This is a genomic window from Sphingomonas sp. Ant20, assembly GCF_000783375.1.
Lineage (GTDB): Bacteria > Pseudomonadota > Alphaproteobacteria > Sphingomonadales > Sphingomonadaceae > Sphingomonas > Sphingomonas aerolata.
The window spans coordinates 115936-129000 of sequence record NZ_JRVI01000046.1 but is presented as its reverse complement, the minus strand read 5'-3'; the positions used below and the strand labels follow the sequence as shown (position 1 = coordinate 129000).

At 58.9% G+C, this 13065-nt stretch carries 10 protein-coding genes and 3 pseudogenes; 6 read left to right on the top strand and 7 right to left on the bottom strand.

Annotation, left to right across the window (positions count from 1 at the left end):
* The first annotated feature begins 238 nt into the window (after nucleotides 1-238).
* Together NI18_RS08290 and NI18_RS08285 are read left to right on the top strand one after the other, a co-directional pair.
* On the top strand, nucleotides 239-1120 hold the full coding sequence (locus NI18_RS08290; RefSeq protein WP_037529307.1) for a hypothetical protein: 882 nt from the start codon (nucleotides 239-241) through the stop codon (nucleotides 1118-1120).
* Nucleotides 1113-2036: a nucleotidyl transferase AbiEii/AbiGii toxin family protein gene (locus NI18_RS08285; protein ID WP_052149077.1), complete on the top strand. Its 924-nt coding sequence runs from the start codon at nucleotides 1113-1115 to the stop codon at nucleotides 2034-2036. Before NI18_RS08290 ends, NI18_RS08285 begins: the two co-directional genes overlap by 8 nt.
* Before the next feature lie 66 nt (nucleotides 2037-2102).
* On the opposite strand, the gene NI18_RS23190 is transcribed toward NI18_RS08285, so the two are convergent.
* The 4 genes from NI18_RS23190 to NI18_RS08275 form a co-directional block, all read right to left on the bottom strand.
* Nucleotides 2103-3095: a ParA family protein gene (locus NI18_RS23190; protein ID WP_084215108.1), complete on the bottom strand. Its 993-nt coding sequence runs from the start codon at nucleotides 3093-3095 to the stop codon at nucleotides 2103-2105.
* Between the two features lie 125 nt (nucleotides 3096-3220).
* Nucleotides 3221-4285, bottom strand: a complete 1065-nt coding sequence (locus NI18_RS08280; protein ID WP_037529304.1) for a restriction endonuclease — start codon at nucleotides 4283-4285, stop codon at nucleotides 3221-3223.
* Complete coding sequence (locus NI18_RS25580) at nucleotides 4282-4602, bottom strand: hypothetical protein (RefSeq protein WP_198526971.1); 321 nt, start codon at nucleotides 4600-4602, stop codon at nucleotides 4282-4284. Before NI18_RS25580 ends, NI18_RS08280 begins: the two co-directional genes overlap by 4 nt.
* Before the next feature lie 279 nt (nucleotides 4603-4881).
* Nucleotides 4882-8382: a hypothetical protein gene (locus NI18_RS08275; RefSeq protein WP_198526970.1), complete on the bottom strand. Its 3501-nt coding sequence runs from the start codon at nucleotides 8380-8382 to the stop codon at nucleotides 4882-4884.
* A gap of 155 nt (nucleotides 8383-8537) precedes the next feature.
* Here NI18_RS08275 and NI18_RS08270 point away from each other — a divergent pair, with 155 nt between their 5' ends.
* On the top strand, nucleotides 8538-8840 hold the full coding sequence (locus NI18_RS08270; protein ID WP_037529302.1) for a type II toxin-antitoxin system HigB family toxin: 303 nt from the start codon (nucleotides 8538-8540) through the stop codon (nucleotides 8838-8840).
* Nucleotides 8841-8842: 2 nt separating this feature from the next.
* Nucleotides 8843-9232: a transcriptional regulator gene (locus tag NI18_RS08265; protein WP_306286304.1), complete on the top strand. Its 390-nt coding sequence runs from the start codon at nucleotides 8843-8845 to the stop codon at nucleotides 9230-9232.
* 25 nt (nucleotides 9233-9257) lie between these two features.
* Here NI18_RS08265 and NI18_RS08260 read toward each other — a convergent pair whose 3' ends face one another.
* Nucleotides 9258-9758 carry a hypothetical protein gene (locus NI18_RS08260; RefSeq protein ID WP_306286296.1) on the bottom strand — a complete coding sequence of 167 codons (501 nt, stop codon included), beginning with the start codon at nucleotides 9756-9758 and terminating at the stop codon, nucleotides 9258-9260.
* Nucleotides 9758-10326: pseudogene (locus NI18_RS08255) on the bottom strand (recombinase family protein). Before NI18_RS08255 ends, NI18_RS08260 begins: the two are co-directional and overlap by 1 nt.
* A 652-nt stretch (nucleotides 10327-10978) precedes the next feature.
* Between NI18_RS08255 and NI18_RS08250 the strand changes: the two are divergent.
* Nucleotides 10979-11431, top strand: a complete 453-nt coding sequence (locus NI18_RS08250) for a hypothetical protein (protein WP_128082136.1) — start codon at nucleotides 10979-10981, stop codon at nucleotides 11429-11431.
* 29 nt (nucleotides 11432-11460) lie between these two features.
* Nucleotides 11461-12573, top strand: a pseudogene (locus NI18_RS22225) (IS3 family transposase); the annotation flags it as partial.
* Here the strand turns inward: NI18_RS22225 and NI18_RS26705 are convergent.
* Nucleotides 12565-12843, bottom strand: a pseudogene (locus tag NI18_RS26705) (IS481 family transposase); the annotation flags it as partial. The pseudogenes NI18_RS22225 and NI18_RS26705 sit on opposite strands and share 9 nt — an antisense overlap.
* Between the last annotated feature and the right edge of the window lie 222 nt (nucleotides 12844-13065).

The following is a 13065-nucleotide window of genomic DNA, read 5'->3' as shown; positions in this document are numbered from 1 at the left end:
GTGGCAAGTCGAGGCAAAAGTCTACCTTCCTCCTCGGTCTAGGCGGTGCCGCGTTGAGGTGAAAACCTGAAGATCACAATCGGACTGGTCATGTAGCGGAGTGCTTATGTCCTAAGGACATAAGCACTCCGCTACCGTACTTGTCAATGCTTTAAGCTACCGCTTTATCTAAGCAAAAACCGTTGACCCTCTGTATCACTACCCCTATGTCCTTAGGACATAGGGGTAGTGATACGACATGAACTTTAATGACGGCCTCGACAAAGCGCTGCTCGACCATGACGCTCCCATTGTCACCGACTATGAATTTTTTGCGCTTGGCAGGAAGCTTCTTGATGCAAAGGAGTGGGCAGGCGAACCGCTGAAACGACTGCCGACTGGCTGGGATCAGATCCGCGCTCGAAACGCTATTCGCCGTCTTGAAGCCCGCAAATCCATCACCGCTGATGCCGACTTTCGTTCTGGCGTATGGCGCGTAATTCAATCCACGCGTAGCGGGTCGGCCGAGGAGGTCGCCTGCATCGTCGATCCCTTTTGCTATGTGTCTCACCTCTCAGCGATGCAGCGGTATGGCTTGACCGATCGCAGCCCCGAAGCGCTGCACCTCACGACCCCCGCGCGATCTGTTTGGAACATGTTGCGGGATCGAAAGATGGTTGAGGATCTTGGCGGCCCACCCGACGGTGAGCATCCCTTGCTTCTGCGCTTGGGCTTCAAGGGAGAACTACGTCGTCGGCCTGTTATTGTGCATGAATCCAGTCACCCCGCGAAACCTGTAGAGGTTCGGGGCGAGAAGACGCGTATTACGTCCATTGGCCGCACCTTTGGTGATATGCTTTCTGAGCCAGCGCTGTGTGGCGGTATCCGCCATGTGATCGACATATGGGAACGAGATGCCGAGCAATGGGCGGATCAGATCATTGGCGAAGTCGACAAAATGGAATCCAAGATGGTCAAGGTTCGTGCCGGCTATCTGCTTTCTGAGGTTCTAGAGATAGAAGACGGCCGGATCGACGGCTGGGAGCAGTTCGCGCAGCGTGGGGGATCACGTAAGCTCAATCCGGACGCCCCGTATGCCCCGACCTATTCCGAACGATGGATGATTTCTCTGAATGTCTGAAATTGATGAGGCTCCCGAAGGAGAGCGGACCGAGATCGTCGATGTCGATGTTCGGGCATGGGTAGAAGCGGCAAAGACGGACCAGGTTCGCTACCGGGATCGGCAGGTGACGGAGATCGTGCTGGCCGCGATCGGCGTCGCGCCGAACCTGAAGAAAACCTTGGTGCTGAAGGGCGGCGCGGTCATGGCGCTGGCTTTCAAAAGCGAGCGTGTGACCGGAGATGTGGATTTTAGCGCCGATGCTGACCCCGAAGCCTTCACCGAGCTCGTGGTAGAGGAACTGAACGCGCTTTTGCCGAAGACCGCGATTACCCTCGGTTATATTGACCTGCGGTGCCGGGTGCAGTCAGTGAAGAAGATGCCGAAAGCCAAGAATTTTGAGGAGCATGATTTTCCGGCCTTGCTCGTGCGGATCGGCTCAGCCGTGCGTGGGACCGGCGAGGAAAAGTGGCTCGACATCGGTCAGGCTAGCCGTGTGTTAGATATGGAAATTAGCTTCCGCGATCAGGTCTATGCCTTCCAGGAGCTGACTCTCACGGATGCTGGCGTTGCCGTGCGCGCGTTCACGCTGCACGAGTTGATCGCCGAGAAATTTCGAGCTTTGCTCCAGCAGCCTATTCGGAATCGATACCGACGCCAGGATGTCTATGACATCGCCTTTCTCGTTGAAACCAATGAGCTGGGCGACGAAGATCGAACACAGATCCTGACAACGCTGATCAAGAAGTGCCACACTCGCAGTATCAATCCAGATATAGCATCGATCGATGACCCAGAAATCGCAAAACGAGCACAGGCGGATTGGGATACGCTCAAACTTGAAATATCGGACCTGCCCCCGTTCGAGGAACGGTTTGCGATTGTCAGGGATCTTTATATTTCACTACCGTGGCGACATGATCTTGGTGGTAAATAGAGTATTGGATCATTATCCAATACTCTATCGGCGAATATTTCAGAAGCATGCTTAGTTTGCAAATATCTACCAGGTCGAGACCTCTTCAATTGTTTCGACGATCTCACGAAAGTGCTCGGCGGAGTCACGCGCCGTTGCGATATGTGCTCCACGCAGTCCATCGGAAGAGTTGCAGTAAAAGATAGGCTTCTTTGCATCCATTGAATATGGAATTAAGCTATGAAGATTTGGTATCTGACCGAGCTTGTAATCCTCCCAGTCTGCCACTTGGTTTAAAGGACCAAGCTTTGCTACAATATTATTCTGAATAGCTGGTTCTAGATCGTTCCCGTATATTTGCCAACCAGCAGTCATACCCGTTGCGTTAGATCTAATATTATGGCGCTGAACAACATATCCCAAGTATGTGGGCCGTCCACGAGGAATGGATAATTCGGGATCATTCCATGAGGCATTTATCAGATCCCAATCCTTCCGCCAGGAAACCAGCTTTGCACCTAGATTTTCGGTGCCTTGGATTGAAAATAGGTCAGGGGCGACGGGTGTTATAAAATAGTCGCTGGTAGCAAGAACAGCGCGGTTGAGTGCACCGAGGTTTGGACCAAGATCGATCATTACAAGATCGGCACCAACCTTTTCAGCTGCCCATTGTATGTAGCGATGAAGCGCGGATTGGGCTCGCAGATCAGGCTCGCTGCCGCCTCTGGCTCCACTCCACGTGTCACCAAGACGGTCTTCAAAGTCGCTGAGTTTGAGATCGCCCGGTACAATGTACAACTCGCCTTTGGCATTTATGACTGGCGAAGGACCGCGTGCTCGAATATCTCCAGTCGTCCTATAAACGGGCTCGATATTGCGAAATATACTGTTCCCGGCCGGGCTCCATGCTTTTTTGATATCACTATCAGAAAGGCTGTACGCGGTTAGATTGCATTGCCCATCGCAGTCGACCATAAGAACAGTAGAGCCTCGCTGTGACAGCAAATGCGATACATGATAAAGGTAAGTAGTCTTACCTACTCCGCCTTTATTGTTGAATATGCTGATCGTTTTGGCCACGTCATGCTCCTTGATTATGAGGATGGCCTACGCGATCGCGCATCGCCTCTCAACCGAGCTGGGCTCCCTAAAAAAGATAAACCTGTCGCGTGAGATGAGGTGGCGCGGCAGCTCCCTTCGATGCGTCACGCCCCAGGTTCGCCCTCCGCAACCAGCGTCCAGATCGGACGCAATGGTAGTTCCGCACGGATCGCTTCCGGTAGGCGCTGATAAACGTCCAGTAATGCGCTGACGATTTCATCTCGGCCCCAGAAGCGGACCCGGAAATAGAGATCGTTGGTCCGTTTGCGCACCGTAGACTTGAAGCCGCTCCAACTTACCAGCAGGCCTTGATCAGCATGTGTGTCCTGCACACAACCGAGGAGCCCTTGTAAAGTAGGCTGATCGACGGTGACGTCGCCGCTCTTTACCTGCACGACGAGGCGCGGACCTTCAAAACCGAGAGCGCCGCGGCCAGCTACTATGTCGATGCCGGAATCGGGACCGGGTGGGGAGACATGGGTCTGGTAGCCCTGCGCCGTTAAGATCGCAGCGATCAGGCGGGTGAAGTCGTGGCCCACGAAGCTGGACGAGATGCGGCGTTCGATCTGGTCGCGGGCAATCTGTTCGAGATCGAGCTGTTCTTCCGCCACCGGCTCCTCCGCGACCGGCACGCCAGCAGTCGCTCGGCGAGGGGAAACGACAGGTTCAACGCCATCGCCCGGGTCGCGACCGGTCTTCAGCACGGCGATGACGCGGGCTAGCGCGTTGTTCCGCCGAATCTCGCATACCGTCATGAAGGCGCCGAAGCTGTAGAGCAGATCTTGGCGGAAGGCGTCGCGCTGCAGGTCGGTGGTCAGCCATTCGATCGAGCGCGCGGGATGGCCGTCGGGCAGCTGGCGATAAGGACCGGTGACGCGGGCGATGCCGATCTTGCCCAGACTCTTCAGAGGCGAAACGACTAGGTCGCCCTCAGCGATGGTGTTGACGAACTGGTTGATCTGTGCGGCGTAATTTCCCTGCGCAGCCGTTTTGGCATCGGGGAATGTCTGGCGCACCACGTCCAGCACCTGATCGCGTGTACCCGCCCCAGACAAGTCGCGGACCATGCTGAAACCGATGTTGAGCAGGTTTTGGTCTAACGCCTCCGGTTCATGCTCGCCATCGCGGCCGAGGCGGACCAGCCACAGGCGCTGGGGGGTGGCGGTCATGCGTCGATCTCCGCATGGGGTTGTCCGGCATTGAGAGCGCTGATCCAGGCCAGCGTCAGGTCGCGGCTGCGATAGCGACCCCAGCGTGCCGTTTCCTCGCGTTCGACGATAGGGAAGGTCGAGAATATGTAGCGCACGTCGTCGCGATCGATGACGCCATAGAGGATGAAGAACAGTGCATCGAGCCGCGCCCGCAACCGCAGACGCCGTTCCTCGTCCCAGGCGAAAGGAGGCAGCACTGCGCCGTCCGCATCGACATGGCCAAGGCCTCGCGCGAACGGGGCAAGGTCATGCGCGGTGTAGCTGAGTTCCAACACGCTCGCGCGGACGATATCGGCGGCGGTGTGGCTGCCGAAGCGACGGTCATAGGCGGCCTGCGGGACGACTGGGAGCTGTTCGACGATGTACCAGTAAGGTGCGTGCTCTGTGCTTTTTGTCGGGCTACATAATCGAACAGGATGCTGTTTAGGTTACCCAGCAGCAAGGCCTGTTGGTTCTGCGGCATATCCAACCGGATCAGCGGCGCCGTGTTGCCGGCTGCTGGGCTCGGAATCAGTGCCGCTATCATCGTCCGAGCGTCTGTTGCCCGCGCGATGTCACGGAATGCGATCACCGACTGATGGCCGCTGGCGTCGGCATCCAGCACCCAAAACTGCGGCGCAGGCAAAAAACGCTGGATTTGCCTTCTCTGCTAAGCTCACGTCGCCGCTGAATGCCGCGTTGTGAAGATTGTCCGAGTTGACCATCACCGATGCAGCACGGTGATCGAATTGGTGGATCATGCGACCGACATATAGCGGCACCCATTCCCCCGTTGCCGAACCGAACCGATTGCCGCCGACTGGCCATGCGCTTTCGCGCTCTTCCAATTCCGTGAGGGTGCGGAACAGGTGGCTGTCGTTGGTCATATCAAACATGCGGGCGTAGCGAACCGGCCATGCCGCTACCGACGTGCCGCCAGACCGATCGATCAGCACCGGCAAGCGGGAATAGATGCCGGTGGTCAGTTCCATATCGCGACGTGAGCGGAAGATGGGTGCAGTGCCGGTGTTCGGATTGACCGCGGCGAACCCTTTCGCTGGAATCGCGAAACCACGTTCGGGATCAGCAATCTCGGTAACGTCCTGAAGGAAGAAAGCGCACAATGCTGCCGGAAAAGTGCGCTGCGGGCTGGACACCATCGCGATGAACTTAAATCGGCTATCGACGTCAGGGAAAAATGGCTCTTTGCCATAGCGGGTGCGGCGGTTCTCGAAATCGAACAGCGCCTTAAGATGTCCGCCGGTGGCCACACCGCGAAAGAAGGGCGCAGCGGACAAGTCCGAGGCGATGCCGCTAGGAGTCAGCAACCCGACCATGCCGTTCGGCTTCACCAGCGCATGGGCACGTTCCACGAATAGGCTGTAGATGTTGACGTCACCACGTCCCAGCAACGGATAGGCGGTGCGCGCCATCCGCAAGGCACCCCCCGCACGTTCGTCTGCTAGCGCGAAGTGGGCAGCGAGTGGATCGCCGTCCTTCTTCAACGCCGCGATCATACGTGCCCGATCGGACGCTCGGGTGGCGCGGGCGATTTCCGGGCGGCGTGCAGCGAACCATTCGACCTGTTGAAGTTTCATCCGGTCCCACGGCGGATTGCCGACCACCGCATCGAAACCGCCGCGGCGCTCGCCGCTCGACCATTCGGTCCACACACCGGGAAAGGCGACTTGCCAGTTGAGGAAACGTTCGTCCTCGATCAGCGCGCGGGCGCGGGCAAGTATCCGGGTAGCAGGTTCGAGGAGCTCCCCAGGGTTGAACGCCTGATTTCGCAAGCGATCACCGCTCTTCTCCTTCTCAAACGCGGTTTTGCCGAAACGGGGTAACGCTTTCCCTGCAGCGATCGCGATGGGATCGCCGAACACGCCGTCCAGCCATGCCCGAACCGCCGCTTTGTCCTCGCGTCCTTTAAGGTCGAGCCAGTCAAGGGCGTGAAGGACGCCCATGAAGCCGTCGAGCGGTGCGACCTGCTGCTGCACGCCGTAAAAGGTGTCGGCGGACTGATGCGCTTCGGCGATCTCAGCATCGGTCAACCGCTCGATGATCTGCATCGCCGCCGCTGCCGATTGCGCCTCACGTAAGGGACCGGCATAAAGTAACTGCCCGCCGCCCCAGCCTTCAGCGCGGTCGATCGCGTCGTGCACCCACAGGCCGAACAAGCTGTCACCCGCGCGCAGGTGATGATCGACAAACGACAGTGGCGCGCCGACGGTGAAGGTGTGCAGCCACAACGCCACCTTTGCCAGTTCGACCGCCATCGGGTTTTTGTCGACGCCGTAGATGCAGCGTTTTAGCACCATGCGGCGGACGATGTGGCGGTCGTCGAGCTGTGCTTCCTCGATCGCCCAATTCGCAGCACGGGCATTGCCGAGGATGCGGTTTCGCGTTTTGACAATCTCGTCCGCCAGTGGCGAGCGATGATCGAGCGCGGCGCCGGCAACGGCGACCTCGGCCATGGCGTCGAGAACGTGGTCGGTCAGCATGTCAACTAAGCTGACGAGGAAATGGCCCGATCCCATTGCCGGGTCGAGCACGCGCAGACCAAGAATGGCTTCTGCCGGATCGGTCACGTCGAGTTCGCGGCGGTGATAATCCTCACTGTCGTCCGGACGTAGCGCGGTGAGCGCAGTCTTGAAGGCATCGCGCCGTTCCGCGATCAACGGCTCCAATGTCTGATCGAGGATCAGACCGACGAGAGCATCGGGTGTGTAATAGCTGCCGCTGTTCTTGCGCGCGAAGACGTTGGGGCGAACGCTGAGTTCACCCCCCTCAACCGTCAGCTCGTGTTCGAGCAGGCGTTCGTAGATGCTGCCGAGCTGTTGCACCGACAAATCGCGGTAGTTAATATAGCGGCGTAGCACCCCCGTCCGCTCGAACGACAATGCGTCGATCGTCAACGCCATCACCGCATCGGGGATACGGATGCGGTCGAGTAGCGGCGTCTTTTCAGCCGAGAATAGTCCGCCGTTATAGGGTGGCAGGCCGACTGAGGCGTCACCTTTGTCGATCATTCGCGACAGCTCGCCGATGCTGTTCCAGATCGACGAAGCACTGGTGGAAAAGGCATCGCCTTCGCTCATGCGTCGGCCGATATCCTCGCGCAGCGGACGTAGCGCATAATCGTCGTAGCGGCGGTCGCGCACCGGCAGCAGTCCGCGATCCTCAGCGTAGAGTAGAAATAACAGGCGATAGAGGAGGACGAGGCTCGCCTCGCGTACCTCCTGCAACGGTGCGGTCGGGGCGGCGCGAGTGATGGCACTGGCGATGGCAGGGAACACTTCGGTGAAGACCAACGTCGCCAGGCTGGCAGCGACGCGCTCCTCATAGAAGGCGGCCTGGCGCATCGCGCGGGCGTGGAAGGTCATGCCGCCGGCGTCGGCGAGGAATGCGGGGCGACCGAACATGACCGCGAAGACGCGCAACCAATGCTCGCGATCGTCGGGGTCGGCAAACAGGCCATCGCCCGAACGGCCAAGCACACGGACTAGATCGATTTCAAGAAATTCCTCGGACACCGACCGCGCGCCGGCCCAGTAGAGCCTCCAGCGCCCACCATTGGTCAGAATGCCCCAGCGTAGTTTGCCGCTGGTCAGGTCGTCGATGCGGCGCAGATAGCGGAGCATCTGTGTCGAGGGGGCTGTGGCCTCGTCGCGGCGGCCGGCTCGGTCGAGTGGGCGACCCCAACGCTTGCTTTCCACGACCGCTAGGCCGTGGCCGTACCGGTGCCATTCCTGCGCACCGCTATTGGCCAGCGCCTTGGAGGCGGCATCGGCGAACAACAGGCCATCGGGCACGTCTTCGCGGCCCGACACGGTAAGGTTCTGCTGACGCAGCACGTTGGTCCAGCCGAGCGCGGCGAGCACTGGCCAGATCAGGTCGTCCTCCGTCTGAGCTTCATTAGGCTGGGTCGTGGCGGGGAAGGCATCGAACAGCGCGCCAAGCGTAGCCGTCAGCACGGTTACGTCGACGGCGACATAGTCGGGAGTTTCGGTAATACCTTGTGTCAGATAGTCGCTGGTAAGCAGGCTTCCGGCAGTAAACAGCGTGGTATCAGTCAAGGCAAATTGTCTCCCCAACCGACCCTAGCCCCGCATCCTTCGTCAAACCAGCGCATCCTCCTTGGTTGGCCCGCTTCAAACGATCGCCTCAAGCTTGTTTCCCATGGTGGGAAATTTCCCTTGCTTCCCGGGGCGGGAAATTTTAAGTGATTGGTATGAGGATTATCGCCAGGAACAAGCTGATCGCGTTCTGGACGAAGCACCCCACTACAGAAGCCTCTTTGAGGCACTGGCATGAGGTCGTCGGGGCGGCTGGTTGGGAAAGCCCCCTGGATGTCGTTGCTGACCTCCGGAAAGCAAAGTCGCTCAACGGCGAGCGGGTACGGTTCGAGGTGGCAGGCGGTGATTATCGTATGGTGGTGGCGTTTGATTGGAAACGGTCGATTGCCTTTATCAAGTTCGTTGGGACGCATGCCGAGTACGATAAGATCGATGCCGTGACGGTGAGCCTGTTTTGACGATGCCTATTGGAGCTGGTGCGATGCATATTCGGCCTATCCGGACCGACGAAGACCATGAAACAGCGCTGCGAGAGATCGAGGCGCTGTGGGGAGCAGAAGAAGGTAGCGATGCCGGCGATCGGCTCGACGTGCTCGCCACGTTGGTCGAAAGCTATGAAAGCCGTCGCTGGCCTATCGAGCCTCTTGATCCGGTGCGCGCGATCGAGGCGGCAATGGAGATGAACGGCTACACGCGTGCTGAATTGGCAGCGCTGATCGGCCAGTCACGGGCAACTGAGATACTAGCGCGTCATCGCGCACTCACACTCCCTATGATCCGCAAGATCGCTGGGGCATGGCATGTGCCCGAGAAGGTGCTGGTTCAGGACTATGCGCTAGCCAAGGCATAATTCGGAACGCGTGAGAGATCCGGCCCTATCGTACCTGAGTGTATAGAGACCGGCTGTCATCGAGCATGCTGATCGGGGTCGGTGTGATCCAGTCGGCACCCCGCATCGGATATGGCCCGTAGAACAGGTCGCCGAGCGCGCGTTGATAATGCGCGTTCATCCAGCGTCGGCGACGATGTTCGGGGCCATCGTAAATCATGTGGCATCGCTGGCAAAGCGCCGCCAGCTGGCGAAGTGCGCTGTCACTCGGATCATGGTTGAGGTGAGCACAGGCCAGCACCACCGGTGTCCACCGGCCTTGGATCAGAATGTTCTCCTTCGGCCGCCCCACGCGCCGGCCCCTGCCGTTACGCCAGCATAGCCGGTTCCTATCCCACCATCGCCCGTCTCCCAGGTGGAAGACTCTCTGGCCATGTGGACGCGCGCAATGCTCGCACCGTCCCTTTGCCCTGACGAAGCGCACGAGCTGCGACAGCTGCGGCCAGTCGATTGGATAAAGGAACAGGTGTTCGGGACGGATCGGCATCAGGCTTCTAATCCCGACGCCGCGGCGGTCAGCGCCCGGTAGAGCGTCGCATGGTGGCATTTGAGCAGCTTGGCAGCTTCCCGCACGGACGTGCCCTCGCTCACTAATCGCTCGCCTAGCGCGATCTGATCGAAGGTTAGCTTGGGCGGGCGCCCGAAGCGCACTCCCCTAGCCTTGGCCGCTACCCGTCCGCTGCTGGTGCGTTGGTGGATCAACTCGCGCTCGAACTCGGCAATGCCGGCGAACACGGTCAGCACCATGCGACCCGCCGGCGAGGTCGTATCTGCCCAGGGCTCAGCTAGCGAGCGCAGGCCGGCGCGGCCTCCTTTAGCTTCTCAGCAATGTCGAGGAGGTCGCGGGTGGAGCGTGCCAGTCGGTCGAGCCGCGTCACCACCACCGTGTCATCGTTGCGCAGCTGCTCGATCATCTTGGATAGTTCGGGCCGGTCACGCTTCGCGCCCGAGATCTTCTCCTCAAACGTCCGCTCGCATCCGGCCTCTTTCAACGCAGCGCGTTGCAGCCGGAGATCTTGGTCGTCAGTGGACACACGGGCGTAGCCGATCAGCATGTCGCAAAAATTGTATCATAATAAAGAGATTGTGCAACAGACATTTGCGACATCAGCGTAAGAGCACGAACAAACGCCGAGTACACTGTCGCGTAACTTAGGAGATACGCGACTGAAGCACGGCCGCGATCGCTCAATGAAGGACGGTCAGGTTCGAAACTGGACGTCGTTCCGCGTCGCCAAAACCGGCCAGCTAAGAATTCCCATTTTCCCGTGTCGTTTAGGCCATTTCGAGAAAATCGATTTGGGAACAGATTTCGAGAAAACGGCACCAAACGCCAGTGCTCTTCAGGGTGTTGAGCTGGAGATTCCCACTCGACCTTCCTAATTGGGAACGCTGAATCTGATAAGGCCCCTGAACAATGGATGTTGATCGCCTCGGCGGAAGCGTGAGAGAAGGCGGTATGTTGGACGATATCATCGTAGGACTAGTCGGGGGGCGTGGCCGGGGAGAAGCTTCTCGGCAAGTGGTCGCGCCGTCATCCGTGCCTCACCGTCGCTGTATGCGGCCCAGTGTTTGTGGTGATTGCATATCTAGCGATATCCCAAATCATCGGCGGGTAACGCCTAAATGTAGCCGTTAGAGGAGGACCGACGCGGTTCACGAATTGCCATTAATCGGAAGCCTATAACTTTCCGGTATTGAACGTGCATGGGTGACGGCCAACTATCTCCGGAAATGCTGATGTGGCTGTTTGGCAGCCTGATCGTCATATGCATCGTGCTGATACTCAGAGCCGGATGGCATGTGGCCACGGGGGTGGAAGAGAGCATCGCGCCTGAGCGGCAACCCGACGGGTTCTTCGCTAAGCATCCCAGAATTACGATGCACCTGGTGCTTTTCTCATGTTTTGCAGCCACTACCGGATGGGTCGTGTCGGCTGTCCAGTCCGAAACGGTCACGCATGGCAAGACGATATCGGAATCTCCGATTCAGTTCTGGATCGAGCTTACGGTAGTGGCTTCCTGTGCGGTCCTTTCCGCTATCGCCTTGGTTCGCACGATGGTGCAGACAATCACCTCTTTAAGACGGGCTAGGCTCCGAAAATCCCGTTCTTCCAACGATGAATTGACCTTGCCCCTGCCTGACGTCTCCCTTGGCTGATAGGAATCGATCAGCAGAGGGATATTTGCATGAAGGACGGAGTGAGGGCGCGCTACACGCTTGAGTTCAAACAGGAAGCGGTGCGGTTGGTGCGGGGCGGAGAGACGCTGGCGTCAGCGGCGCGGACGCTGGGCGTGTCTGCGCAATCGCTGGATAACTGGGTAAAAGCAGAGGCCGCAGGTCGTCTCCGGGACGTTCGGGGCAAGGATCTGACCGCCGAACAGATGGAGATTGCGCGGCTGAAGGCGGAGCTGTCGCGGGTGCGTATGGAGCGCGACATCTTAAAAAAAAGCGACGGCGTACTTCGCGAGGGAGTCGCGGTGAGGTACGCCTTTATCGAGCGACATCGCGATATCTGGCCTATCATAGTCCAGTGCCGCGTCTTGCAGGTGAGCGCCAGCGGCTATCACCAGCACCGATTACGCCAAGCCGCAGATGGCGGACCGAACCAGCCAAACCGCCGGCTCAGCGACACGGCATTGGCGGTTCACATCAAAGCGGTCTTCACCGGGATGAAGGGGGCCTATGGCTGGCCCAGGATATGGCGCGAGCTTGCCACGCGCGGCATCCGGGCAGGCAAGGAGCGCGTTCGCAGAATGATGAAGGCCTGCGGCCTGCGCGCCCGTGGCAAGCGGCGGTTCAAGGCAACCACGAACAGCGCACATGATCTGCCGGTGGCGCCGAACCTGCTGGCGCGTAACTTCACCGTAGATGCGCCAAATAAGGTATGGACGGGCGATATCACCTACATCTGGACCGAAGAGGGCTGGCTTTACCTCGCCGTGGTGATCGACCTGTTCAACCGGCAGGTGGTCGGCTTTGCAATGGGCGAGCGCATGACACGGACACTGGTAATGGATGCGTTGCGCATGGCCTGGTTTCGGCGCCATCCCGCGCCGGGCCTGATCTACCATTCCGATCGCGGTAGCCAATATGCTAGCAACGATTACGGCAAGCTCATCGCTGCGTTCAAGATGACCAGCTCGATGAGCCGCAAAGGCGATTGCTGGGACAACGCCGTGACCGAGACGCTGTTCGGCTCGCTAAAGGTCGAGCGGCTCCATGGCATGCGCTTCGACACGCGGCGTCTGGCCAAGGACGAGGTGATGGACTGGATCGCCTTCTACAACCATCGACGGCTGCAACGCATAGAGGCAATCGTCGAGCGGCAGGAGTGTGTGGCGCCGGAATGCGACGACCGCTGCCTCCTCGGCTTGGGTCAAGGTTGTGGAGTGAGGAGCCTTCCGCCCGGTCTTCAAATCTTCAAACGTCGCTCGCTTACGCCACTTCGCCACCGTCTTCGGGTTGATCCCAAGCTCCCGGCTCAGCGTCGAGAGCGAAGCTTCCGATCGCTGTATCGCTGCTCTGACGGCGTGCGTGGTCGTGGCGCTCCCGTGACGTACCTGTCCCATACTGCTTCCTTCCATTCTAACGAAAGGATCGCACCATCAAACCGTGGGATCAAACACCTAGACTTTGCCCCCCGTTGGAGCCGCGGAAGAGTTCACCATGGCCGCTGCAGCCTCCAATCTCCAGTTGCTCTTTAAACCAGAGAAGTCAGGTGGTCCGCCGCCCGCGCCTTAATCGATCGAGGCTGTTGAAAGGTCGGTTTACGTTCGTTGACGGTTGCAGTA

What these genes read in the sequence shown, in the direction of transcription:
- NI18_RS08290 (WP_037529307.1), top strand. Translation starts at nt 239, where the DNA reads ATGAACTTTAATGACGGCCTCGACAAAGCGCTGCTCGACCATGACGCT.
- NI18_RS08285 (WP_052149077.1), top strand. Translation starts at nt 1,113, where the DNA reads ATGTCTGAAATTGATGAGGCTCCCGAAGGAGAGCGGACCGAGATCGTC.
- NI18_RS08260 (WP_306286296.1), bottom strand. Translation starts at nt 9,758, where the DNA reads ATGCCGATCCGTCCCGAACACCTGTTCCTTTATCCAATCGACTGGCCG.
- NI18_RS08265 (WP_306286304.1), top strand. Translation starts at nt 8,843, where the DNA reads ATGCCTATTGGAGCTGGTGCGATGCATATTCGGCCTATCCGGACCGAC.
- NI18_RS08250 (WP_128082136.1), top strand. Translation starts at nt 10,979, where the DNA reads ATGGGTGACGGCCAACTATCTCCGGAAATGCTGATGTGGCTGTTTGGC.
- NI18_RS08280 (WP_037529304.1), bottom strand. Translation starts at nt 4,285, where the DNA reads ATGACCGCCACCCCCCAGCGCCTGTGGCTGGTCCGCCTCGGCCGCGAT.
- NI18_RS08270 (WP_037529302.1), top strand. Translation starts at nt 8,538, where the DNA reads ATGAGGATTATCGCCAGGAACAAGCTGATCGCGTTCTGGACGAAGCAC.